22 protein-coding genes are annotated in these 25,020 nt (G+C 56.4%); 18 read left to right on the top strand and 4 right to left on the bottom strand.

The genetic code is table 11. The annotated features are described in order from the left end of the window. Window positions 1–169: 169 nt before the first annotated feature. From HMPREF2756_RS04440 to HMPREF2756_RS04430, 3 genes are all read left to right on the top strand, one after another. A complete protein-coding gene (locus HMPREF2756_RS04440; protein WP_070618710.1) occupies window positions 170–2,020 on the top strand; it encodes a phosphoenolpyruvate carboxykinase (GTP) in 1,851 nt (616 codons plus the stop codon). A gap of 360 nt (window positions 2,021–2,380) precedes the next feature. Then, window positions 2,381–2,893, top strand: coding sequence for an RrF2 family transcriptional regulator (locus HMPREF2756_RS04435; RefSeq protein WP_004006574.1), 513 nt, complete (start codon window positions 2,381–2,383; stop codon window positions 2,891–2,893). Between the two features lie 503 nt (window positions 2,894–3,396). Then, on the top strand, window positions 3,397–4,566 hold the full coding sequence (locus HMPREF2756_RS04430; RefSeq protein ID WP_070618707.1) for an FAD-binding oxidoreductase: 1,170 nt from the start codon (window positions 3,397–3,399) through the stop codon (window positions 4,564–4,566). A 764-nt stretch (window positions 4,567–5,330) separates the two neighbouring features. On the opposite strand, the gene HMPREF2756_RS04425 is transcribed toward HMPREF2756_RS04430, so the two are convergent. Beyond that, the gene (locus HMPREF2756_RS04425) at window positions 5,331–6,734 is read right to left on the bottom strand and encodes a phosphomannomutase/phosphoglucomutase (RefSeq protein WP_070618704.1); all 1,404 of its coding nucleotides are present in this window, start codon (window positions 6,732–6,734) and stop codon (window positions 5,331–5,333) included. Window positions 6,735–6,884: 150 nt separating this feature from the next. Between HMPREF2756_RS04425 and manA the strand changes: the two genes are divergently transcribed. The 6 genes from manA (at window position 6,885) to HMPREF2756_RS04395 (ending at window position 13,199) form a co-directional block, all read left to right on the top strand. After that, a complete protein-coding gene (gene manA / locus HMPREF2756_RS04420) occupies window positions 6,885–8,066 on the top strand; it encodes a mannose-6-phosphate isomerase, class I (protein WP_070618700.1) in 1,182 nt (393 codons plus the stop codon). Between the two features lie 82 nt (window positions 8,067–8,148). Next, the gene (locus HMPREF2756_RS04415; RefSeq protein WP_048779974.1) at window positions 8,149–8,439 is read left to right on the top strand and encodes a nucleotidyltransferase family protein; all 291 of its coding nucleotides are present in this window, start codon (window positions 8,149–8,151) and stop codon (window positions 8,437–8,439) included. Continuing rightward, the gene (locus HMPREF2756_RS04410; RefSeq protein WP_204372777.1) at window positions 8,439–8,774 is read left to right on the top strand and encodes a HepT-like ribonuclease domain-containing protein; all 336 of its coding nucleotides are present in this window, start codon (window positions 8,439–8,441) and stop codon (window positions 8,772–8,774) included. The genes HMPREF2756_RS04415 and HMPREF2756_RS04410 overlap by 1 nt, the downstream gene beginning before the upstream one ends. Window positions 8,775–8,944: 170 nt before the next feature. Beyond that, entirely contained in the window at window positions 8,945–11,404 is a 2,460-nt protein-coding gene (locus tag HMPREF2756_RS04405) for an RNA ligase (protein WP_070618697.1), read from the top strand. Window positions 11,405–11,556: 152 nt separating this feature from the next. Beyond that, the gene (locus tag HMPREF2756_RS04400) at window positions 11,557–11,826 is read left to right on the top strand and encodes an ACT domain-containing protein (RefSeq protein ID WP_070618694.1); all 270 of its coding nucleotides are present in this window, start codon (window positions 11,557–11,559) and stop codon (window positions 11,824–11,826) included. A gap of 17 nt (window positions 11,827–11,843) precedes the next feature. Beyond that, window positions 11,844–13,199 (top strand): PFL family protein, encoded by a 1,356-nt coding sequence (locus HMPREF2756_RS04395; protein ID WP_070618691.1) that lies wholly within the window; start codon window positions 11,844–11,846, stop codon window positions 13,197–13,199. Window positions 13,200–13,317: 118 nt separating this feature from the next. Here HMPREF2756_RS04395 and HMPREF2756_RS04390 read toward each other — a convergent pair whose 3' ends face one another. Together HMPREF2756_RS04390 and tmk are read right to left on the bottom strand one after the other, a co-directional pair. Next, window positions 13,318–14,457: a DNA polymerase III subunit delta' gene (locus tag HMPREF2756_RS04390; RefSeq protein ID WP_070618688.1), complete on the bottom strand. Its 1,140-nt coding sequence runs from the start codon at window positions 14,455–14,457 to the stop codon at window positions 13,318–13,320. Continuing rightward, complete coding sequence (tmk, locus tag HMPREF2756_RS04385) at window positions 14,454–15,215, bottom strand: dTMP kinase (protein WP_246825839.1); 762 nt, start codon at window positions 15,213–15,215, stop codon at window positions 14,454–14,456. Before tmk ends, HMPREF2756_RS04390 begins: the two co-directional genes overlap by 4 nt. 132 nt (window positions 15,216–15,347) lie before the next feature. Between tmk and HMPREF2756_RS04380 the strand changes: the two genes are divergently transcribed. From HMPREF2756_RS04380 to HMPREF2756_RS04360, 5 genes are all read left to right on the top strand, one after another. Beyond that, entirely contained in the window at window positions 15,348–16,541 is a 1,194-nt protein-coding gene (locus tag HMPREF2756_RS04380; protein ID WP_070618685.1) for a trans-sulfuration enzyme family protein, read from the top strand. A 7-nt stretch (window positions 16,542–16,548) separates the two neighbouring features. After that, complete coding sequence (locus HMPREF2756_RS04375) at window positions 16,549–16,884, top strand: DUF2516 family protein (protein ID WP_048779981.1); 336 nt, start codon at window positions 16,549–16,551, stop codon at window positions 16,882–16,884. Window positions 16,885–17,079: 195 nt separating this feature from the next. After that, the gene (locus HMPREF2756_RS04370; protein ID WP_004006587.1) at window positions 17,080–17,817 is read left to right on the top strand and encodes a phosphoglyceromutase; all 738 of its coding nucleotides are present in this window, start codon (window positions 17,080–17,082) and stop codon (window positions 17,815–17,817) included. A gap of 169 nt (window positions 17,818–17,986) precedes the next feature. Beyond that, the gene (locus HMPREF2756_RS04365) at window positions 17,987–19,144 is read left to right on the top strand and encodes a sensor histidine kinase (protein WP_070618682.1); all 1,158 of its coding nucleotides are present in this window, start codon (window positions 17,987–17,989) and stop codon (window positions 19,142–19,144) included. A 41-nt stretch (window positions 19,145–19,185) separates the two neighbouring features. Continuing rightward, window positions 19,186–19,872, top strand: coding sequence for a response regulator transcription factor (locus HMPREF2756_RS04360; protein ID WP_004006589.1), 687 nt, complete (start codon window positions 19,186–19,188; stop codon window positions 19,870–19,872). 87 nt (window positions 19,873–19,959) lie between these two features. On the opposite strand, the gene HMPREF2756_RS04355 is transcribed toward HMPREF2756_RS04360, so the two are convergent. Next, window positions 19,960–20,664, bottom strand: a complete 705-nt coding sequence (locus HMPREF2756_RS04355; protein ID WP_070618679.1) for a hypothetical protein — start codon at window positions 20,662–20,664, stop codon at window positions 19,960–19,962. Between the two features lie 286 nt (window positions 20,665–20,950). Between HMPREF2756_RS04355 and ispD the strand changes: the two genes are divergently transcribed. The 4 genes from ispD to rlmB all read left to right on the top strand — a co-directional run bounded on the left by ispD (window position 20,951) and on the right by rlmB (window position 24,838). Then, window positions 20,951–21,721, top strand: a complete 771-nt coding sequence (gene ispD / locus HMPREF2756_RS04350) for a 2-C-methyl-D-erythritol 4-phosphate cytidylyltransferase (protein ID WP_070618676.1) — start codon at window positions 20,951–20,953, stop codon at window positions 21,719–21,721. 34 nt (window positions 21,722–21,755) lie between these two features. Then, a complete protein-coding gene (gene ispF / locus HMPREF2756_RS04345) occupies window positions 21,756–22,280 on the top strand; it encodes a 2-C-methyl-D-erythritol 2,4-cyclodiphosphate synthase (RefSeq protein ID WP_070618673.1) in 525 nt (174 codons plus the stop codon). Window positions 22,281–22,357: 77 nt separating this feature from the next. Continuing rightward, window positions 22,358–23,788, top strand: a complete 1,431-nt coding sequence (gene cysS / locus HMPREF2756_RS04340) for a cysteine--tRNA ligase (protein ID WP_070618670.1) — start codon at window positions 22,358–22,360, stop codon at window positions 23,786–23,788. Window positions 23,789–23,851: 63 nt separating this feature from the next. Further along, window positions 23,852–24,838 (top strand): 23S rRNA (guanosine(2251)-2'-O)-methyltransferase RlmB, encoded by a 987-nt coding sequence (gene rlmB / locus HMPREF2756_RS04335; RefSeq protein ID WP_004006592.1) that lies wholly within the window; start codon window positions 23,852–23,854, stop codon window positions 24,836–24,838. Window positions 24,839–25,020: the final 182 nt, after the last annotated feature.

Raw genomic sequence — 25,020 nt, 5'->3', positions numbered from 1 at the left:
ATCAGCTAAATGCGCTATTCTAGATGAACACGAGGATGTGGAAAATTCCACGGGCGTGTATTTAAGGAAGCTACACGCCCTCGTTAGTTTAAAACATCCTCACAACACACTGCCTGCCGTGCCAGTGAGGTGCCCGGCAATTCTCAAGACTCAAAGGGGAAATAGGTCAATGACTGACATCTCAACCGGTACTCTTTCTGCAGAACTTGAAAAGAGCCTGCAGAACGCTCCCACAACCCACCCCGAGCTCTTAGCCTGGGTGCGCGATGTTGCAGCACTCACCGAGCCCGACCGTATCTACTGGGTTGATGGTTCCGAAGAGGAATACAACCGACTCGCCCAAGAACTGGTCGATGCAGGTACCTTCGTACGGCTAAGCGACCATGAGTTCCCCAACTCGTATGCAGCGTTCTCTGACCCCGACGACGTGGCACGTGTGGAAGAGCGCACCTTTATCTGCTCACAGACCGAAGAAGGTGCTGGCCCCACCAACAACTGGCGTGACCCCGTGGAGATGAAGCAGACTCTCACCGGCCTTTTCAAAGGTTCGATGCGCGGGCGCACCATGTACGTCATTCCTTTCGTCATGGGCTCTTTGAAAGCAAAGAACCCCAAGATGGCGGTCGAAATTACCGACTCCGCCTATGTGGTGTGCTCAATGCGCATTATGGCAACTATCGGCAAGGATGTGCTCGCGAAACTGGACGAAACCCAGAGCTTCTTCGTGAAGGCGCTTCACTCCGTAGGCGCCCCGCTTGAGCCCGGGCAGGCAGATGTGCCCTGGCCCTGCAACCCCGAGAAATACATTGTGCAGTTCCCCGAGACCCGCGAAATCTGGTCCTTCGGGTCGGGCTATGGCGGCAACGCGCTGCTGGGCAAGAAATGCTATGCACTGCGTATCGCCTCGGTTATCGGTCATGATGAGGGCTGGATGGCTGAGCACATGCTCATCCTCAAGGTCACCAACCCTGAGGGCATTACCCGCTACATCTCCGCCGCATTCCCCTCTGCCTGCGGTAAAACCAACTTTGCGATGATGGATCCCACCATTGATGGGTGGAAGGCCGAAATGGTCGGCGACGATATCGCGTGGATCGAATTTGACGAGAACCACCAGGCTCGCGTCGTTAACCCTGAGGCGGGTCTTTTCGGCGTGGCGCCCGGCACCGGTTACTCCACTAACCCCAACGCCATGAAGGCAATCTCTAAGGGCAATACTATCTTCACCAACGTGGCGCTCACTGATGACGGCTCCGTATGGTGGGAAGGTAAGACCGACGAGGCACCCGCGCACCTGACCGACTGGACCGGCAAGGACTGGACTCCTGAATCGGGGCGTCCCGCAGCGCACCCCAACTCGCGTTTCTGCACCCCCGCATCCCAGGTGGATATGCTCGCCCCCGAGTACTACGATCCCGAGGGCGTGCCGCTGAGCGCCATCGTGCTGGGCGGTCGCCGCAAGACTACCGTGCCGTTGGTCTCCGAGTCAGACAGCTGGGAGCAGGGCGTATTCCGTGCGGTCACCCTTTCCTCTGAGACCACAGCAGCCGCAAAGGGTGCCGTCGGCGTGGTTCGACGTGACCCCATGGCAATGCTTCCCTTCATCGGGTACAACGCGGGCGACTACTTCCAGCACTGGATCGACCTGGGCAAGAAGCACGGTGCCGAGAACATGCCGAAGGTCTACTACGTGAACTGGTTCCGCCGCACCCCCGACGGTGGCTTCGCATGGCCCGGCTTTGGTGAAAACTCCCGCGTGGTCAAGTGGATCTTCGACCGCCTCGACGGCAAGGGCGGCGGCACGCAGACTTTCCTGGGCACCGTACCCACGAAGGAAGATCTCGACCTAACCGGTCTGAGCATCAGCGATGAAGAACTTAACGCAGCACTCGCCGTTTCAAAGGATGAATGGGTGGCCGAGCTGCCCGGCATTGACGAATGGTTAGCGAAGTTCGGCGATAAGCTCCCCGCAGAGGTCAAAGCTGAGCGTGACGCCTTGGCAAAGTCTCTTGAAGACTAAGGAACATTCGACAATATGACATCACGGTGGGGTGGGATGCGCTGACAATGCGTATCCCACCCCACCGTTTGTGAAAGCCTGCTCTTACATTGTTGTAAAGCGCATCCCACCGATTGGGTGTGCAGCGCGTACAGTATGATATAGCATACTCAGGCGTGTGGGATGGTGCACACTTTATGCAGAAAAGGTGTAAATATCCACCAATGCCTTAAAATATTGCTACACAGACTCCGCATTTTGTGTGCAGTAAAGCCATACCTAATTTTCGTGCGGGTGGTACGAAGACTAGAATTTTCCGGTAGAACGGACAAGCCCTATATTATTTAGCCCTCAATAAACTGTTGAAAGGAGATACGAAGCATGCGCCTGACGGCTTTTTCAGACGTATCACTACGTATTATGATGCTTCTTTCTTCCTTGCAGGAAGGGGAAAAACTCTCGACTCAGAGGATCTCGGAGGGAGTCGGAACCCCTTATAATCACGTCGCAAAATCTGTGGCGTTCCTCGTCAATCAAGGGTTGCTTGAATCTACCCGTGGGCGATCCGGTGGCGTCCTGCTGTCGGAGACGGGGCGCAAAGCGACCGTGGGGCAGGTACTTCGTAGTACCGAGGGTGATATTCCTATGATTGAATGCGAAGATGAAAACGGCAACTGTCCCCTAGATAGTTTTTGTCGTCTGCGAACGGTTTTAGCCCGCGCTCGTGAAGCTTTCTATGCTTCTGTTGATGATGTTGTTATCTCTGAACTTCCCGCCGGAGCGCGGCCTGCTGGGCCCGTTTTTGTGGAACTGGGGTTGGGGCCGCTCGTGCACGAGCCTACGGAACGAGAGCTGCCGCCCGTACCTCCCCGGCCTGCAGTAGCATCGCATTAAAGATTAAAGTCTCAGGGTGACAAATGTTTGTTGCTCAGAGAGTAGATACACTATGCGAGAGAAAGTAGCGGATAAACCGTGAAAGCGTGGAGTTTTCTCTTTTGATAGCTTGCCTCTGTCAAGGGTTGGCACCGTAAGAATATACATTGACCGTATGTGCCCGGTGTCCGTTTAAGAGGGCAGGTATGTGACCTGAGTCCGCCTCCGTAAGAGGGGCAGGTGACTGGTATGCAAGTTTATACGTTGTAGAACAACACTGCTGTTCACCCTGCGTGAAACCTAGCGTCAAGGTACAAAATTATTTTTATTCACATCACGGTATATCGCGGTGAAAATAATCATATAAACACTACTATGCAAAACACACTATCTGATACAAAGGCATTCTAAATATTTCACGCCGCAAGAAAACACTATCTTAGCAAACAATAAAAGGTGATAACCTAAAAAGGTTTACAAGCAAAATATCACTAAAATCTAAGAAAGAAAGGCGCACATCCCTCATGCTTTCCGAAAAATCACGCCCGGTTATCGAGGCAACCCTGCCGATTGTCGCAGAGCGTATCGGGCACATTACACCAGACTTCTACGAGCGTATGTTCGCCGCCCGTCCCGACCTGATGGACGGGCTCTTCTCTCGGTCGTCTCAGCTCGAAGGCACCCAACCGAAGGCGCTTGCTGGGTCCATCGCGGTCTTCGCTTCCTACATTATGGAGCACCCCGATTCCTACCCTGACGAGGTGCTTTCCCGTGTGGCGCATAAGCACGCGTCCTTAGGGCTTCAAGAGAATGAATACCCGACCGTCTACAAGTATCTTTTTGAGGCGATTGCCGCAGACCTGGGCGAAGCAGCAACTGAAGAGGTCGTGGATGCCTGGAGCGAAGTGTACTGGCTCATGGCGAACGCCCTGATCAAGATCGAAAAGGGACTCTATGCATCCCAGGCAAATAATGTTACCCACGCGCCCTTCAAAGTTGTTGATCGCCAAGAAACCGGCGATAACGTGGTCGTGCTGACCTTTGAACCTGCCGATAACACCCCTATGACTGAGGCGAAAGCAGGCCAGTACATTTCCATTATTACGAAGGCACGTGATGGTCTGCGCCAGCCCCGCCAATACACCCTGCTTCCGTCCGATAAAAACCAGCGTCGTATCGGAGTGAAGCTCGATCCGAACGGCGAAATGACTTCGATCATTCACGGGCTCAAGATTGGCGATGTCGTCGAGATTTCCAACCCTTACGGTGACCTCACCCTGGAGGGCTTCGGCTCTGCGGATGCACCCCTCTACCTTTTCTCAGCGGGTATCGGCGTAACCCCTATGATTAGCTTCCTCAATGAGCTGATTGAGTCCGGTTCTCAGCGTCAGGTAACCGTGGTTCACGCTGACCGTCGCCTTGATACATGGCCGCTGCGTGAGGAAATGACCGAGCTGATCGAAAAACTTCCTCACGGTAAGCTCATCTCGTTCATAGAAGACGAAGAAACTGGCGATTACCGTGGCCGTGTGGACATCGCAAAGCTGGGCGTACCTGCGGAGGCAAACGTATACCTGTGCGGTCCGCTGCCGTTCATGAAGGGCGTGCGTTCCGCTCTCGTGGATGCAGATGTACCGGCGCAGAATATCAATTATGAGATCTTTGGACCGGATCAGTGGATGCTGCGCTCGTAAAGGCTACTTTGGCGTAGCCTGTGCTGGGGTATTTAGAGGCGGCTGGGTGAGCTGATAGTCGCCTTCTTCAAGATGCCTCTGCGCAACTCCGTCTCTCGGCGCTAGGGGCGCCTCGTTCCTCTTTTATTGCGCATCTGCATCCTGAAGAAGGCTCTTGGAGATGAAGCCGCTCAGGAGACCCATCTGACGTTGCATCGAATATCCCATACTCGTAGGGAGAGGTAAGGATATTGGGGGCTTTGAGCCCCCAATATCCTTATTTAAGTATTTTTAATAGCCAAAGGTAAACTAAAGAAGCCCCCGTCGCGGCTACACCCCACGGAACACTTCTGACCTAATCAGCCGTGGAGGGTCGTAGTTCCGAAAGGGGGTGAGACGGAATGCCGAAAAAAGGTAAAAGCAAAATCGCTTTGGCGGCTGCGCGAATTATCAAAGCCCTCGCGCAACTCGTCAAAGCGATTGCTGACCTAATCGACGTCATCGGCTAAGCCGATGTGACGTTTCAGCGGGTTCCCCTAGCTTCGCGGTTTAGGGGTGCCCGCTATCTAACATTATACCTAAATATCAGTGGGTATATCCCTGTTAAAACTACAAAGCCCTCGCGCTGGCGTTCACGCCCGGCACGCCTACCGGGGCGAAGCGGCTCAAATGCGCTCGTGCCAGGGCTGTAAGGCGATCGTATAACCCAGCATCAATAATGCATAGAAGAAGGGCGGATACCGATAACAATCGGCATCCGCCCAAAATAATGTGAGCTCAAAGAACTACTGGCGCACCAGAGCCAGAATCTCGTCGCGCACGCGCTCCATCGTGGGGATATCCGGTGCTTCAAGGTTCAGACGCAGGAACGGCTCAGTATTGGAAGGCCGCAGATTTGCCCACCAGCCTTCTTCGGTGTTGGTGAAGGTGGTACCGTCGGAGTCTTCGACCTTGACAGGCGCGCCAGCGTAGTGCGCGCGTACACGGTCTACCGCGGCTGCCTTGTCCTCAATCTCGGAGTTGATCTCGCCGGATGCGACATAGGGGGAGTAGCTGGCGCTGATATCGGAGAGCGCCTGGTTACCGCCGCCGAGGGCCGCGAGCACGTGCATCGCGGCGAGCATACCGGTGTCTGCGTTGAAGAAGTCCTTGAAATAGTAGTGCGCGGAGTGCTCACCGCCGAAAATACCGGATTCTTCAGCCATGACTGCCTTGATGAAGGAGTGACCCACACGGGTTTTCACGGCGCGTCCACCGAGCTTTTCGACGAGCTCGGGTACGGCCTTGGACGTGATGAGGTTATAGATAATAACCGGCTGTTCGTTGCCTTCCGCCTTAGCGCGCGCGATTTCACGCTCTGCCACGAGCGCGGTAATGGCGGAAGGGGTGACCGCGTTGCCCTTCTCATCAATCACGAAGCAACGGTCGGCATCGCCGTCGAAGGCAAGACCGATGTCTGCGCCGTGCTCAACAACCGCCTTCTGCAGATCGACAAGGTTGGCGGGTTCAAGCGGGTTAGCCGGGTGGTTCGGGAATGTGCCGTCAAGCTCAAAGTAGAGAGGCACGATCTCAAGTGGAAGCGTGGGCAGAAGAGCATCCCCCAAGACGGCGGGTGTGGTCTTACCGCCCATGCCGTTACCCGCATCCACAACAACCTTGAGGGGGCGAATATTGGAGAGGTCTACGAGCTTACGCAAGTACTCGGCGTAGGCTTTGAGAACGTCCTTTTCGGTGACGACGCCGGGATTCTCAACGGTAGGAATAGAGCCTTCGTCAAGGTACTTCTGAGCAAGATCACGAATATCGAAAAGACCGGTTTCGGAGGATACAGGAACCGCCCCGGCCTTAGCCATTTTCATGCCGTTGTATTCGGCGGGGTTGTGGCTTGCGGTGAAAGTAACGCCTGCCGCATTCTCAATACCGCATGCAAAGTAGAGCACATCGGTTGAAATGAGACCGATTTTTTGGACGTTTGCGCCGCGTGCGGTGGCACCTTCAGCGAATGCATCCATGAATTCGGGGGAGGAGGGGCGCATGTCACCGCCCACCAAAACGGTCTGACCAGCCAGACCGAGCACATCAACAAAAGCGGCGCCGGTTGCACGCACAGTTTCGTGGGTAATAGTTTCGCCGACGATACCGCGAACGTCGTACGCCTTAAATGAGTCTTTGAGGTTAATAGTAGTCACTCATTTATTTTAGCGGGTATATCTTCGAAATGTACCTCTATAATTGGTGGGAGTATCCAGAGAATTCCCTGAATTTTATGGGTTTTATATCACGTATACCGTAGTTTTGGTGATGTTGCGTGTAAAAGTTCCTAGAAAGGCCAAGGCAACATGGGCGAAATTTTTCCGCTGAAAAATAAGATTCAGAATTATGCGTGGGGTTCGCACGAAGTTCTGGGTCGCATGCGCGGTGTGCCCGTACCCACGGAAAAGCCGGAGGCTGAGGTTTGGGTGGGGGCGCATCCTGCGGCTCCGTCTGAGGCCACGGTCGATGGATCTGTGTCGCCGTTGAACGAGCTGGTGGCGGCGCATCCGGACCGTTTTTTGCGCCCTGACCGCGCGAGCGACTGGTTCCCGTTCCTGTTTAAGATTTTGGCTATTGATGCTCCGCTGTCGATTCAGGTTCACCCTACACCGCAGCAGGCCGTCGCCGGATTCGAGGATGAGCAGGCGCGCGGGATCCCGGCTGATGCACCGCATCGTAACTATAAAGACCGGTACTCTAAACCTGAGAACGTAATCGCCTTAACCCCCATGAAGGTACTGACGGGCGTGCGCCCGCAGGGCGAGCTGCGGGAGCTGGCTGAAGCTTTTGGCGCCGATTGGCTAAGCTCTCGCGTGCAGCTAAGCCCGAAGCAACTGCTGACCGAGATCATTCGTCTTCCGCAGGATGCTGCTGAACGCGCCATAGCGGGTTTGATAAATGCGGCGCAAAAGCTGATGACACAGGATGGTGTCTCTGTAACGGTGTCGGATGCCGCCGACCTGGTGAACCTGGTGGCGCAGAAGTATCCGGGTGATCAGGGGCTACTCGTCGCGTTTGTGATGAACCTGATGAATCTTGCGCCGGGGGACTCTGCTTTTACCCCGGATGGCCGGGTGCATGCATATGTTTCTGGCACGGCGATTGAGCTCATGAATCCCTCAGATAATGTGCTGCGCGCAGGTCTTACCCCAAAGCATATTGATGCGGAAGAACTTATTAAGGTGCTCGGCGAGCATCAGGATGCGCCGGTACTACAGCGCCCGGAGGCGAACGGCTTGGGCGTGGAACAATACGCCATGTGGGATGAACGCATGAGCGTGCAGCATATACGGGTGCTCGCTGACGAAGCAGTTGAATACACCTTTGAAGGCACTTCTGCCGCGCTGGTGGTGGATGGCTCGGTCACGATTTCTACGGGCGAACAGAACATAACGCTGTGCGGCATCGAGTCGGTGCTGCATGCTGGGGATTCTACTTCCGTTACCATCACGGGGGAGGGCGAACTGTATATCGCCCGGTATGTGTAGCGTGTTTATTGTGTGGGGAATATTGAGAGCAAGTTTGTGAGTGTTTACTGTAAGACTTATATCTTAAGAAAGGAGTAGTGCTATGCGGCCTTCGTTAGCTTTTGAAACACATCGGCATGCTATACGCGAGATTGTGAAAAAATATCCTACGGTAAATCCCCGTGTTTTTGGCTCTGTTCTACATGGTACCGACCATGAGGAGAGCGATCTTGATGTCCTCGTGGATGCTCTGCCTGGAGCTACTCTTCTAGATCTCGGAGATCTGGAAGCAGATTTGGTGCAGGCACTTGGAACCCGAGTAGAAGTTCTCACTCCCCAAGATTTGCCCCATAAATTCCGTGAACGCGTACTTGCTGAGGCTCAGCCGGTGTAATGATGAGCAAAAATCGTCTTTCTGATTACATAGAGCACATACAACAGGCAGCCGGTGATGCATATTCTTTTACGGAAAATATGACTCATCAAGAGTTTTTAAAAGACAAAAAGACTCAACAGGCAGTTATCCTAAATCTTATTATTATCGGCGAAGCTGCAACAAAAATCATGGATAATTACGAAGACTACGCCCGTACGACTCCTGAGGTTCCGTGGCGCAGCATGCGAAATATGAGGAACCGGTTGGCTCATGGGTACTTTGATATAAACCTCGATATCGTGTGGGATACTGTAAAAAAATGGTTACCTTCTCTGCTGGAACAAGAGTTTTAGGTTCATGGAACTAAAATATTAAGAATATAATTTTTAGATATATTCTTTCGTGCCTCGGTGCACCTTCAGATGTAACATATAAATATTTCAGAGATGCCGGAATGGAATATCCGACAAAACCCTGACATAAATTACCCAACCACAACCTCCGACGACGAAAGACAGCACCGATGGCACGTAAAATCTTCCTCTTAGCCGGTGCGGCGGGTGCAGGTAAGAGCACCTGGATCGCCGCGCATCCCGAACTTGCAGACCTCACGCATTCTTGGGATGCCGAGCGCCGCAAATGCGGATATATCACCTACACACTCGATAATCAGCCCGCACTAGCCCTATCACAAAACACCAGCGCCGAATCGAAGGCTATCCGCCGGGTGAACGACTGTGTGGAAGAGAATATGCGGCACGGCAACACCGTATTTATCGACAATATGAACGTGCTGCTGCGCAACATGAAAACCTTCCTCGAATTTGCGCGCAAATACTGCTACACCGCATACCTTGTCGATTTTCAGGGCGAACTCACCCTCGACGAGCTGTATACGCGCAACAGAACCCGCGAATATACCAAGCGCGTACCCGAAGAGGTTATCGAGACCGCCTACAACAACCACCGCGAGCTGCGCGAGAACTGGCGCAGCATCCTCAAAAACTACCGGGATGTGGTCGCCGGGTACATCGCCCCCGACCAGGTTTTTACCGAACTCTTCACCCAGGTGCGCGTGCTCGATAACTACCATAAAGTAGTCGTGGTCGGCGATATTCAGGGCATGGGTGGTGAACTCGAAAAACTTATTGACACTCTCTCACCCGAAACCGGACTGAGCGATGAAAACATCTGCTGGATATTCGCGGGTGACCTCTTCGATCGCGGACAGAACCCCGAAAAAGTCTTTGACATCCTTGAACCCGCCCTTGGCACCCTGCCCAACGTGCACCTGGTGATGGGCAACCACGAACGCTCCATCATGCACACTATTAGGGGCGTGCGCCGCTACCGTGACGCCCGCGAAACCCAGGATGCGCTTGCTGCCCACGGCGTGTACAACAGCCGAGTGATCGCCATGCTCAACACTGCCGTGAATATGATGCCCTTTACTCTTGGGCAGGAGCGTTATTTCGTGACCCACGCCGGGGTTGCACCGCAGCTCTTCGCGGATTCCCATCGCACGCTGGAAAGCGTAGGGGAGGGGTACCTCACGGGGCTGTATGCAGATGAAACGTTCTATTTGGGTTCTAATCCGTACTCGCAGGCGCGGGCGGGTAAAACCCAGTACGCAGGCTACGAAGACACGCTCAACGACCTCAGTCGGGCCGCCGGTATCACCCAAATTTACGGTCACCGCCCGGCGGCACTCGGTTCGGAAGGATATAGTAATCTCATTCCGTTAGAAAGCAGCGTCGAATTTACCGGTGGCGAGCTGAGTGCCGTGGTGTTCAGCTGCGAGGATAGCGCATCCGGTGCACCCGAAAAAGCCGTGTGGAAGCGCGAAATCGTGAAAATTCCATCGAGCTCCCTCGTCCCCGACCCTTACGCCTCTGGGAGTAGAGCGGTGGGCGCCTCGAAAAATACCGCAAACGGTGCCGCAGAACCTCTCAACGACGGGCATCGCCTGCTAGAGGAGATGCGCGCCAACCCCAACGTGAACGTGCGCGCCACCGAACCTGCCGGCGTGCTCGCGTGCAATTTCACGCGTAAAGCCTTCTACAAAGGCGCCTGGGATAAGACCACCGCCAAAGCGCGCGGGCTCTTTATCCACGCCGAAACCGGCAAAATTGTGGGGCGCGGGTACGAAAAATTCTTCAATATGGACGAGCCCGGGCATGAAAGCGAGGCACACGTTCGCAAACGCCTCGCCTACCCGGCCGTTGCACGCGCCAAAGAAAACGGATACCTAGCGATTATCACGGTCTTCGACGGCATGCTCACCGTCTACAGCAAGAGTGGGGTAACTGCCTACAGCCGCCACGCCGAAAGCATCCTGCGCGCCGCCCTCACCCAGGAAGAACGCGCCCGGCTTACTGAAGTGCTCACCCGCATGGATTCATCACTAACCGTTGAGGTGGTCGATCCGTTCCGCGACCCGCACATCGTGCCCTACGAACACGTCACGCTCTATCTGCTCGATATGATCGCAAACACCGCGCAGTTCAGGGTGAAACCGGCTCGCTTTGAAGACCTGTGGTTCTCCCCGAAAGCCTTCGCGCAGCCGCGCCCCACCGAAGACTACGGCTCCGTACGTATCTCTACGGTCGAAGAAATTCCCCTCAAAGACGACGCCGATTTCACCCGCCTGCTTCAGGATGCGCGTACAAGCGACGCTGAGGGCTGGGTTATCCGCGACTCTACGGGCTATATGGTTAAAATCAAGGCGCCCGGGTACTCCGCCACGAAACGCGCCCGCGCAATTCCCGCACTGGTGGACTACCTGCGCGAGCCATCCGAACAGCGCAGGGGCACCCAGGCCGACCGTGAGAAGCTGGAACGCAACGCCGAACGCCTGGGGCTGAACCTCAGCGACTATATCGTCTCCACCATTAGCAGGCACCGCGCATGGGATTTACCGCGGTTGGCACCGCATCTGAAAGACCTGCTGCACGGCGTTAACACGCACGGACGGCTGGACTAGCCCACAAGCTGAGGCGGCGCCCGCGAGAACGTGAGCGCCGCCTCAAGCATATTGCGCGGGTCTGCATAGCTATACGTGCGTTACAATTCCTAAACAAGCATTCGTGCCAGCAAACGTGCGAATACCGGGCTTACACGAGTAAAGGAATCACCGTGAAAATTATTCTGACCGTAACCGGAATCGATCACGAAGGCATTATCGCCGCCGTCACCACCAAGCTCACGGAACGCCATGTGAATGTGCTTGACGTTTCTCAAACCATTATGGGCGAGTACTTCACCATGATTATGCACTGCTCCTTTGACGACACCGAACAGAACCTCATCGACCTACAGGAGTCTATGACAGCCGTCGAACACGCCCAAAAGGTGCAAATCCGTATTCAAGCGGAAACCATCTTCAAAGCGATGCACAATATTTAAGGCGTGGGATAACCTTTATGATGAACGACCAAATACTCGAAACCATTCGCATGATCGAGGAAGAAAAACTCGATATCCGCACCGTCACCATGGGTATCTCGCTCCTAGACTGCGCCGACTCTGATGGCGATGTGGCACGCAGCAAAATCTACGACAAAATCACCTCCCGCGCTAAAAACCTGGTGAGCGTATGTGAAGGTATCGAAGTTGAACTGGGCATACCGATCGTAAATAAGCGCATTGCCGTAACCCCAATTTCCGTGGTAGCGGCGGCCAGCGGAGAAAGCGAATATCTTGAGTATGCTCGCACACTCGACGCCGCAGCAAAAGCCGTGGGCGTGAACTTTATCGGCGGATTCAGCGCGCTGATCGACAAAGGTGCTACCCCCTCAGATAACGTGCTCATGGATTCTATTCCCGCTGCGCTCGCTGAGACCGATGTCGTGTGTTCGTCGGTGAATATTGGTTCGTCCCGCGCTGGTATTAACATGAGCGGCGTTAAACGCATGGGCGAAATCATTCGTGAAACCGCTGACCTCACCGCAGATACCAACGGCTTCGGGTGCGCCAAACTTGTGGTCTTCGCCAACGCCGTGAGCGACAACCCCTTCATGGCGGGCGCTTTCCACGGAGTACAGGAGGCAGACACCACTATTTCGGTGGGCGTTTCCGGCCCCGGTGTGGTGCAGCGTGCCCTACAGCAAGTGCGTGGCGAGCGTTTTGATGCGTGCGCCGAGGCTATCAAACGCGCCGCTTTCAAGATTACCCGCGTGGGTCAGCTGGTCGGTCATTTAGCCGCCGAACGCTTGGGTGTGTACTTCAATATTGTGGATCTTTCACTGGCGCCTACCGCTGAGATCGGCGATTCAGTAGCGCATATCCTTGAAGAAATGGGTCTGGAAACTGTGGGAACTCACGGTACCGTGGCGGCGCTTGCTCTGCTCAACGATGCGGTCAAGAAGGGCGGGCTCATGGCCTGCTCGCATGTGGGCGGGCTCTCCGGCTCGTTTATTCCGATATCCGAGGATGCTGGCATGATCGATTCTGCCGCCGCCGGGCATATTACGCTCGATAAGCTGGAGGCGATGACCGCGATCTGCTCGGTCGGGCTGGATATGGTTGCGGTGCCGGGCGATACCTCCGCCGCGACGCTTGCCGCCATGATTGCCGATGAGGCTGCGATCGGCGTGATGAACCACAAGACTACCGCCGTGCGCGTGATTCCAGCCGTCGGCCTGGGCGTGGGCGATACCGTCGAGTTCGGCGGGTTGCTGGGGCGTGCCCCGATTATGCAGGTGCATACACCATCTTCGGAGGCGTTCATCGCCCGCTGCGGCAGGATACCCTCGCCGGTGCACGGGTTTAGGAACTAGGAGCATCTGCGGCTCCGTTCTTTCCGGTGCTAAAAAGAGCCTTGGTAGTGAATAAAGCGTTAGAAACTTCGCTTTTTCACCCCAAGGCTCTTGTTATGAGGGGGCGGGACGCGGCTAGCTAGTGCACAAACCTGCCCATAAACCCCTCAATGAGCAGGCGTGCATTCGCATTAGTACGCAGCCTGCCGAGCACAACCTCAAGCGCCTGCACATGTTCCAGGGTCTGCGCGGCACTCGTGCGTGCGGCGAACTCGGCGAGCGCATCCCGAGCATGCTCATTCATCAGGGCAGACCCGGAGTTTAGCTGCAGGGTGAGCACATCGCGCAGCACCGTCTGAATCTCCGTCATCGACCGCAGCAGCGTATCCGATTGGATGCGCTTCGCACGTCGTTTCTGCTCGTCCTCCAGCCGCCGCACCTGCGAGCGCAGGCTGGGGGAGATGCGCGCCCCTTCGGTGATGCCCAGGATCGCCAATAGTTCGGTGCGTTCCTTCTCGTCGCGTGCCGCGGCGGCTTCGGTGGCGTCCTGTTCCGCGAGCGTGATAAGTCTGTCCGCTGCCGCATACGCCGAAGAAATAGAACGAATGTTCATGATGAGAAGCGGCAGAGTTTCGCGCCGCTGCAGGGCTGCGGGGTCGTAAGCTAGGCGGGCGGCAACCTCGGCATCACCCTGCGCGAGTGTTGCCGCGTGGCGTGCCAGCGCATCCTCAATTCCGTCGGCAGCGAGCTTTGCGGCAACATCGGCGATAGCAGGAACCGGCAGCTGTACGGGGCGGCAGCGTGACCGAATCGTCACGAGCACATCGGTGGGGGAGGGAGCCGTCAGCAGCCAAATCGTGTGCGGCGGCGGTTCCTCGATAGCTTTCAAGAGCACGTTAGAGGTGCGCTCGGGCATGCGTTCGGTGTCTTCCATAAGGATCACGCGCCACCGCCCGACCGACGGCCTATCCTGCGCTTTCATCACAAGGTCGCGGGCATCGTCAATGCTAATGCTGACCGCCTCGGTGCGAAAATGGGTAAAGTCCGAGTGCGAACCGTTCAGCACGGTCACACAGCCCTTGCAGGTGCCGCATCCGCGATCGGCAGGATCGGGCTGTTCACACAGCAATGCCGCCGCGAAAATAAGGGCAGCTCGCCGATGCGGTGCCCCCGCCGCCCCGGTAAAAAGCCAGGCATGAGTGGGACGTTCGGCGGATGCATCGCGGCGTAGCTGGTCAAGCGTGCCCGCGGGTAGAATCAGCTCATCCCACAAGCTCATCGGGCGTCCTCCCCGAAACCATCGAGGGTAAGATTCTCATCGGTATCACCGTTATCGCGGTCTAGTTCTCGGGACTCCAAGAGCGGGCGAACAACCTCAAGCACCCGTTTGTGTACCGCATCCACACTTCCACAACCATCCACTACATAATGCGCACCGTCGGCATTCTGCCGCGCAATATCAGCAAAAGCGGTGTGCACGCAGGCTTTGAAATCAGGGCCTTCCGCCTCAATCCGATCTACGGTGCCGCGATCGCTCATGCGCTGGGACTCATCGGTGAGGGGAACATCCAGCAGAATTGTGGCGTGCGGTATCAGATCTTCGGTTGCCCAACGACTTAAATCCGTGATGGTATCTTTGCCCAAATTACGTCCAATACCCTGGTAGGCTGCGGAAGAATCGAGATAACGGTCGCTGAGTACTACCGTCCCGGCAGCGAGCGCGGGACGAATCTTCTGCGCCGCATGCGCCGCGCGGGATGCAGCAAAAATCAGCGCTTCGGCACGGGCATCGACTTTGTTGGAACCGTGTTTAAGAACGAGGTCCCGCAGAGCCTCGCCAAGGGGTGTTCCGCCCGGTTCTCGGGTAGCAATTACGGTGTAGCCTTGAGCCTCTAGAGCGGTTTGAAGCCGGGCAAGCTGGGTAGTTTTGCCCGCACCGTCACCGCCCTCGAAGACGATAAAAAGCCCGCGGCGATCGGGCGCTGAATCTGGCTGCGCGGGCGTACTCTGTGGCGTGTAGTGCAGGGAATCGTTCACCCTACTAAGGGTACCGTGCCTGCCGAACGTGATAAAGGAAGGTGAACGTTTTCACGGCGTTGCCGAGCCAGAACATGACTTTCTGCGGTGTTCGGCGTGCATGTGAGCCTTCGCTGTGCCACTCTTAAAAGCATGAGTGAAGAGAAGATGTCAGCAGAGACCTATGTGGTGAGCGGTGGTCGTCCCGCGCATGAGCATGATGCGCCGGTGAACCCACCGATTATTTTGTCCTCAACCTACCGTGGAGCCGGTACCGTTGATACCGTCTCCGATAAAGTGTATGCGCGGTTTGCCAACCCCACCTGGGAAGCTATGGAAGAGGTCGTCGCCGGGTTGGAAGGTGGCACACACGGTCTCTTATTCCCTTCGGGCATGGCAGCGATTGCCTCGATTCTGGATCTGGTACCGGTCGGGTCGGTTATTCTCATTCCTAAACATGCCTACATGGCCTCTATCACTATGAGTAAGGATTTGCAGAAACGCGGTATTGCTGAGGTCGTACGCATCGATCTGGAAGATACCGCTTCGGTGATCGCCGCCTTCGAAGATGCTGCTGCCCGCACCGGTGTAACACCCGAAACCGTGGATTATGCAGCCCCGAAGGTACTCGCCTGGCTGGAGAGCCCCACGAACCCCATGCTTGAGGTCGCCGACCTGCCCACTATTTGCGCTGCGGCGAAACGTCTGGGTGTGGTGACCGCTGTCGATAACACCTTCGCCACCCCGATTTTGCAGAAGCCTCTCTCCTTCGGTGCTGACGTGGTGGTTCACTCTGCGACCAAGTTCCTGGCAGGGCATTCGGATGTGCTTCTGGGCGTTACGGTCACCTCGAACGAGGACCTCTATCAGGCAATGCTGCACCATCGCATCACTAACGGGGCTATTCCCGGACCCGTGGAGGCGTGGCTCGGCTTACGCGGTCTGCGAACCCTGGCGCTTCGCGTGGAGCGTTCGGTACACAACGCGCAGAGGCTGGCTGAGCGCTTGATCGAGCATCCAGCGGTGGAAGAGGTACGGTACCCCGGTTTGCCGGGCAGTAATGGGCATGAGCTGGCTAAGAAACAGATGCACGGCGGGTTCGGTGCGGTGCTGTGTGTGGTCTTGCGTGCCAGTGATGAACAAACGCAGCGTGTGGTAGAGGCTTTGCGCGTGTGGACTCCTGCAACGAGCCTGGGTGGTGTAGAATCCCTGATTGAACGCCGTCGTCGGCACGGGAGTGAACCCGACTCCATTCCGCCGTCGCTGCTGCGTCTATCGGTCGGTATTGAGAATGTTGATGATCTCTACCAGGATTTGGTGACCGCCATCGAGCAGGTCATCCAGTAAGGAAAATATGACTGCTCCTCAGCTTTTGTTTTACGCCACCCTGATTATTGACGGGTTGCTTGCCCTCGTGGTGGCGTGGATTTGTATTCTCGCCTTTGTGCGGTCCGTCATGGCACCCGCGAATATGTACACGTTCAACGGCAAACGCTCTAAGAATTTCTGGATGGCTATGACCGGCGGCTCCGCCGCAGTTGGTCTGCTGGGGGTTTGGAGCGCCTTGAGCTTCACATATAACCCCAGCGCTACAAGCAGCATGGTACTTTTCCAGCTGGTCGCCGCTACTATTTCGAGTGTTTTCCTAGCGGGAGTCTGGCCTGCCGTGGGCGGTAACCGCCGCTACTAGACGCTCGTCAAGGCGTGCAGTCCGTATCTTTCGCCCGAGTATAGGGTGACTTTGACCTTTTCGGCGCGTGACGCATCCGTGCAGGGTGCGCTACGCGCCGATTCGTCTTCTACCGCGAGATATAGGGCAAGATGGCGATATGGTGTTGCTGGCATAAGCATGACAAACCGCCGCCCGCATGAAAAAATAGAAGCTATGACATATAAACTAGTACTCCTGCGTCACGGCCAGTCGGAGTGGAACGAAAAGAACCTGTTCACCGGCTGGGTCGATGTGAATCTGACTGATAAGGGTCGTGCTGAGGCTCAGCGCGGCGGCGAACTACTGAAAGAGCGCGGCATCCTTCCCGATATTGTGCACACCTCACTGCAGCGCCGCGCTATCAACACCGCAAATATTGCCCTGGATGCGGCCGACCGCCTCTGGATTCCGGTCAAGCGTACCTGGCGTCTGAACGAGCGTCACTACGGCGCTCTGCAGGGTAAGAACAAGTCTGAGATCCGTGAAGAATACGGTGACGAGAAGTTCATGACTTGGCGTCGTTCCTACGATGTGCCACCTCCGCCGCTGGACGATAGCGACCCCTACTCGCAGGCAAACGATCCCCGCTATGCGGATGTTGAGAACGCACCCCGCACCGAGTGCCTCAAGGATGTTCTCGGTCGTATGCTTCCGTACTGGGAATCAGATATTAAGCCCGACCTTGCCGACGGTAAGACTGTGCTGGTCGCGGCGCACGGTAACTCCCTGCGCTCGCTCGTGAAGCATTTGGAGAACATCTCCGATGAGGATATCGCTGGTTTGAACATTCCGACCGGCATTCCGCTGTACTATGAGCTGGACGAGAACTTTAAGCCTCTCAAGCCGGGCGAGTACCTTGACCCTGAAGCTGCGAAGGATGCTATCGCGGCTGTCGCAAACCAGGGTAAGTAATTATTTAACGCGCATGGTAGGAGAACCCATCGTTCCGGTAGTGTTGAACTGACCGGGGCGGTGGGTTCTCATCGTTTTCAGAGCACCTCGGCACTGCGGCGGCCAGGTTTTCGCTTCAAGACACACGACACCGCCCATCAGATAGGCACTTTTAGGAAGGAATAGCCCGTTGAACGCAGGTCTTATCGCTTTTTCCTCCGGCGTTCTCGGACTGGCTCTAGGTCTTTTAAGCATGGGTATTCTGAGGCGGTTCGAGCGTGAACGACATCGCACGACCGTTGCCGAACCCGCCTTGAGCGATGGCGCGGCGCAGGTGCTCGCGGTTATTGGGCGTGCCTATGTGGTGGTGGACGAGGTCGGAGGCGTCGTGCAGGCTTCGCCGGGCGCCTACGCCATGGGGCTGGTGCGCGGGCACACCGTGCTTTCGATTGAGCTTGCCGAGATGATCCGCACCGTGCGGCACCGCGGTATTTTCGTGGAAAAAGAACTTGAGATAGCCCGGGGCGAGGACGAATTCCTGGTTATCGACTTGCGCGTGGCTCCTGTGGGAAACGAATATATTCTGGTGCTCGCCGATGACCGCACCGAAATCTCGCGTGTGCAGCGGGTACGCAACGACTTCGTGGCGAACGTTTCGCATGAGCTGAAAACTCCGGTAGGGGCAATTAGCCTGCTCGCAGAAGCCATTGAAGAAGCCCGCGATGACCCGGAATCTATCGACTATTTCACGAGTCGTCTGCACAAAGAAACAAAGCGTCTGACCGCGCTGGTCCGCGATATTATCGAACTTTCCCGCCTGCAGTCCGCCGATGTGATCGGCAGCGGAAAATTAGTATCAATCAACAGCCTGGTGGGGGAGGCGGTTGATCGTTCCAAGCTCGCCGCCGAAGCCAAGAACATCACCATCCACACGGATGCCCACGCCGACCGTGAGGTTTATGCAGACCCCGAACTGCTTGGGATCGCGGTGCACAACCTCATTGAGAACGCGGTGCGGTATTCTCCCGAAGATACCCGCGTTGATGTCACGGTCGAAACCTCGCACGAGAACCTGTTGATTTCGGTGACAGATCAGGGCTCCGGAATCTCTGAGGAAGACCAGAAACGTATTTTTGAGCGTTTTTATCGTGTAGACCCGGCCCGTTCACGGCAAACCGGCGGTACCGGTCTGGGCCTGAGCATCGTCAAGCACGTGATGGCGCAGCACGGCGGCATGGTCACCGTGGACTCGACCCTGGGGGAGGGCTCCACATTTATGCTGAGTCTGCCGCTTGCCGAGGCAGACCATTCGACCCCTGAAATCCTGGAATCCGCCGATAACTCGTGAGCTGAGCTACACTAGCTACAGGACATAAAACAGAGGTAACGATGACGAAAATTCTGCTTGTTGAGGATGAAGAGGCGCTCTATGACCCGCTGTCTTTCCTGCTCGGGCGCGAAGGTTTTACGCCCGTTGTAGTCGACAATGGTCTGGATGCGGTGCCTGCCTTTGAGAGAGAAGACCCAGACCTAGTACTCCTTGACGTGATGCTTCCCGGAATGTCCGGTATGGAGGTGTGCAAGAAAATTCGCGCATCCTCCTCGGTTCCGATCATCATGCTGACCGCTAAGGATTCCGAGATTGACAAGGTACTCGGGCTTGAATTGGGGGCTGATGACTATGTGACTAAGCCGTACTCTTCGCGGGAGCTGATGGCGCGCATCCGGGCGGTGCTGCGGAGGCAGAGCCCAGACCACGGCGATGAGCAGGATCAGAAAGCCTTGGCGGCTGGTCCGGTGCGTATGGATGTGGAGCGTCACGTCGTCACTGTGGACGGTGAGGAAGTTTCCATGCCCCTGAAAGAGTTTGAACTTTTAGAGATATTGCTTCGCAACACCGGTCGCGTGATGACGCGCGCCCAGCTGATTGAGCGGGTCTGGGGCGCGGATTATGTGGGCGATACGAAGACATTAGATGTGCACATTAAACGCCTGCGCTCTAAGATCGAGCCGAAGGCATCCTCACCGCGCTATGTGATTACGGTGCGTGGGCTGGGCTATAAATTTGAGGCGTAGAGACTCACCATATCCACACTGAAAAAGGCTCTTTATCCAACATAAAGAGCCTTTTTCTGCACCTTGAGAGGTGAATCCTTACCAGAGTTACTGTACGTTCTCGTAGACGGGTACGCTCGCCGTAGGGGCCGGCGCGGGGACTTCCTCAGATTCGTCGTATGAAGGAGCCTCTGCCGGTTCAGGAGCCGTAGGCACAGCGGTCGCCGTATTCGTGGGAACGGCAGTTGCCGATGCGCTCGGCGTTGGGGTTTTCGCAGGCGTGCTGGCGCTGGGAGTTGCCGCATGAGAAGACTGCGAGGATGCACGCGAGCTCGCCGCATTCGGCATATAGGAAGCGTACTCCTTGAGAGTTCCGTCTAAGACCGGAATATTTAGGGTCGTGGATTGATCGTTCGAAGAAACCTGAGTATTCGCCAGGGTCTCACCGGGAGTCTGCGAAATCTTCGGCACGATCACCTGAGAGTCATTACTTTCTAAACGTACCTGCTGGCCCTTGGCAACCTTGACGGATTTCTCGCCGCTGGGGAACGCGAAGGTAACAGTAATATCGTGGTCGCTCTTATTCAGGATAGTGCCGAGCAGACGACCATCCGCACCTTTGCCGGATGAAACCATCATGATATTGCGAAGCTCAACGCCGTTAAGATCGGCCTTAACCCCGTCGGATGCAGCATACTGCAGGGTTGTCGGCTGGGTATAGATATAACCGCAGCCGGTTGCTGATATGAGCGCGGCTGCAATAGCCACACCCGCACCGGCGCGCTTAAGAGAGTGGGAAACGGCGAACTTCACGGCGCGTCCTCCTAGATTCTGATGAGCCCTGCGACTCTGTGTGCGTGCATATAAAGCCGCCTTGCACGCGCAGTCCTTCGAGCGCACAGAAGCGACACAAGATTTGACTCTCGCACTCTAGTTTAGCAATGTGATGACAAATCGTCAGTATGAGACCTGCACATGACGCCGGTTTTATGCCGTCCTCGGGAAAACACCGTGGAACTTTGCGAGTCTCGCTCAGCGTCATAAACCTGCGCAAACATCTCAAAACCTCAGAAGCACACTATCGGGTACCCTCTTAGATGTGACTGAAAACTATCCAGAGGCTCTAGCCACGAATGCTTCCCCGACAGCTCGCACCGCCATCGTCGTGCTCGGCGCGGGTTCCGGCAGCCGCCTCAAAGAAAAGATGCCTAAAGCTGCCGTCGATGTGCACGGAAAAACCCTGCTGTACTGGGCGCTTGAGCGCGCGCGTGCCTCGGGTATTGCGGAACGTATCGTTGTAACGGTTCCGACTGACTGTGCGCACCGGTGCCCGCAATTACTGACCGATGCCGCCGAATTTGATGCTCTCGTTACGGAAGGCGGCAACACCCGCACCGCATCGGTCATCGCCGCCCTCGATGCGCTCGCCGCCGAAAACCCATCCATCGAGCGGGTGCTTATTCACGATTGCGCCCGCGCGTTTACGCCTCCCCAGGTTTTCTGCACGGTCGCCCAAGCGCTGACTGCCGGTCATCGTGCCGTTATCCCCGTTGTTCCCGTGATCGACACCATTAAAACCGTGGATGCGCATGGCACCGTCACCGGCACGCCCTCCCGTGCGCTTATGCGTGCCGTACAAACCCCGCAAGGCTTCAGGATCGACACTCTGCGTGCCGCGCATGAGCACAGCCGCACGCTTGAGGCTTCAGTCGCCGAGCACATTACTGATGATGCAATGGCGGTCGAGGCATACGGAGAACAGGTACATACCGTGGCTGGGCATACCGACGCTTTCAAAATTACAACCCCGCTCGATTTGCGCATAGCGCGCGCACTCTACCCGACTGCGCCGGAATCCGCCCGCTCCTGAAACTAAGCACACAACCGCGATGAAAGGCACCTTCATGACAGATATAACCAGCGCACAGAACCGTCCCGCCCCTCAGACCCCCCTCATACCCCGCGTAGGAACCGGTGTAGACGTGCATGCCTTTGGCGACGAAAACACCGAGCTGTGGATCGCGGGGCTGTACTGGCCGGGCGAACGCGGGCTCAGCGGGCATTCCGACGGCGATGTCGTTGCGCACGCGTCCGCCGATGCGCTCTTTGCCGCATCCGGTACCGGAGACTTGGGCAGTAACTTCGGGGTGGATCGTCCAGATATGGCGGGCGCATCCGGAGTGCGTATTCTCTCGGAGGCGGCGGCAATCGTGCGAGCAGCAGGTTTCGAGATCGGCAACATCAGCGTGCAGCTGATCGGTAACCGCCCCAAATTTTCGCCACGCCGCGCAGAAGCCAATCGTGTTCTGAGTGAAGCAGCTGGGGCTTCGGTGACCGTTACCGCGACCACGACCGACGGTTTGGGTCTGACCGGACGCGGCGAAGGCGTTGCAGCCGTTGCCACCGCACTCCTTTACTCGGTGGAGTAGTTCCCCTGACGGAAGATTATTAAAGAGAACCCGGCGGTACCCACCGCTTGGGTGCTATACCCCGTAAACTAGGTACTGTGACTATGCGTTTTTATGATTCAGCAACATCAAGCATCCGCGATTTTGAACCGGTAGTCCCCGGCGAGGCACGCATCTACTACTGCGGCGCCACCGTGCAGGGCGAACCGCATGTGGGGCATATCCGTTCCGCCCTGGTCTTCGACCAGCTTGCGCGGTGGATGCGCTACCGCGGGTTCAAAGTCACCACCGTGCGCAATGTTACGGATATTGACGATAAAATTCTGGCGAAGTCCGTTGAATCTGCACAGTCCACCTACACTGGGGAACACCGCAACGAGCAGTGGTGGGCGCTCGCGTATCGATACGAGAAAGTTTTTGCGCGCGCATATGCGACGTTGGGTATTGACCCGCCAACCTATGAGCCGCGCGCGACCGGTCATATTCCTGAGATGTTTGAACTTATTCAGCGTCTCATTGATCGTGGGCACGCATACCCGGCGCTTGATGATTCTGGGGATGTCTACTTCGATGTGCGTTCCTGGGAACACTATGGCGCGCTCACCCGCCAGAGCGTGGATGATATGCAGGACTCCGCCGACGCAGACCCGCGCGGCAAGCGTGATCCCCGCGATTTTGCCCTGTGGAAGGGGTATAAGGAAGGCGAACCGCTGACCGCAGCGTGGGATTCGCCGTGGGGTCGCGGTCGTCCCGGCTGGCATCTGGAATGCTCCGCGATGGCAGGTAAATATCTAGGGAAGCGGTTCGACATCCACGGTGGCGGGCTGGATCTGCGTTTTCCGCATCACGAGAATGAACTGGCGCAGTCCACGGCGGCGGGCGATGATTTCGCTAACTTCTGGATGCACAACGGTATGGTCACTTACGAGGGCGAGAAAATGTCGAAGTCAATCGGCAACACCATTTCGCCCGTGCAAATGCTGCAGCAGGCTCGCCCCTTGGTGGTGCGCTATTACTTGGGTTCGGCACATTATCGTTCGGTGCTGGATTACCGCCCCACTTCATTAGAAGAGGCACGGGTAGCTATCGAGCGTGTGGAGGCGTTCCTCGCCGCTACCTCGGAGCTTATGGCCCCGAATCCACAAGAGCGTCGCGTACCACAGGATTTTGCGGATGCGCTCGATGACGATATGAATATTCCGCGCGCGCTCGCGGTGCTGCACGAGCAGACCCGCGCCGGTAACGCCGCGCTTGCCGCCGGTGCGGATGCATCCGAATACGCAAACGCCGTGTGGGCGATGGCGAATGTGCTGGGGCTGACTTCGCTCATGAATCTTGACGGTTCGGGGGCTTCCGGTGCGGAACATCAGGCATTAGATGCGCTCATTCACACTATTTTGGAACAGCGCGCGAGTGCCCGCGCCGAGAAGGATTGGGCGACCGCCGATAGGATGCGCGATGTGCTCGCCGCCGCAGGTATTACGGTCAAGGATGGCGCGCAGGGCTCTACATGGAGCCTCAACGCATAACAGATTCCCCCGAAACTCGCCCCGAAAGCGGGCATGACAGACGTTGAACTAAAGGATACAGATATGGCTAAGGCAGGTTCGCGCCCCGGCGCTACCACGAAGAAAAAGGGTGCAACGAAGGGCACCGGCGGCCACGGTCGGCGTGCGCTGGAAGGTAAGGGCCCCACCCCGAAGGCTGAGGACCGCGTTTATCACAAGGCGTATAAGATGAAGCGCGCAGCGGAGCGCCGGGCGGCTACCAGCACGAACCGTAAGTTCCAGACCCGTCTGGGCGGCAAGCGCGTGAGCGATGAACTTGTTACTGGCCGCAACGCGGTTCTGGAGGCGCTTCGCACCAATATTCCAGCGAAGCACCTATACGTGATGAGCCGTATTGAGGTTGATGACCGCGTGCGCGACATTATGACGACGGCGAATAAGAAAAACCTGCCCATGCTGGAGATTCCCCGCAGCGAGCTGGATCGCCTGACGGATGGTGCCGTGCATCAGGGGATCGCAATGCAGATTCCGCCTTACCAGTACCCGGATGCGACCGATTTGGTGCTGGACGTTATGGAGCGCTGGCATGCTGGCAAACTTAAGTCGCCTCCGCTTTTCGTGGCTTTGGATGGTATTACCGATCCTCGAAATTTGGGTGCAATTATTCGCAGCGTTTCGGCATTTAGCGGCGATGGGGTCATCATTCCCGAGCGTCGTTCTGCCGCGGTGACTGCCGGCGCGTGGAAAACGAGTGCGGGTGCGGCGGCCCGTATTCCGGTGGCGATGGCAACGAATCTGACGCGCGTGCTGCAGCAGGCAAAAGAGCAGGGTATTTTTGTGATTGGTCTGGACGGTGGGGGAGACATAGATCTGCCGAATCTACAGCTCGCTTCTGAGCCTCTGTGCGTGGTGGTTGGTTCCGAGGGTAAGGGCCTTTCGCGTTTGGTGACGGAGACCTGCGATCAGATCGTATCGATTCCTATTGATTCGGCTATGGAATCTCTTAACGCCGCAATGGCAGTGGGCATTACCCTCTATGACGTATCCCGCCATCGCGCCGAGTCTCACTAACGCTCTTATTCGATGTGCGTGTGGAACCTGATGTTCAGGTTCCACACGCGCTCGTGTATTTACGATGCAATGGGGGTGCAGCGGCAGAGCCCGAATACATACCGTGCTTGACGGCTTGTTTTGCTAGTGTTCTAAAACACTTACCTGTTGGGTTGCGGTGGTGGGTGTGGGTGTGTATAGTT

The sequence above is a fragment of the Rothia sp. HMSC067H10 genome, from assembly GCF_001810635.1.
Classification (GTDB): Bacteria; Actinomycetota; Actinomycetes; order Actinomycetales; family Micrococcaceae; genus Rothia; species Rothia dentocariosa.
This window is presented reverse-complemented; position numbering and strand designations above follow the sequence as displayed.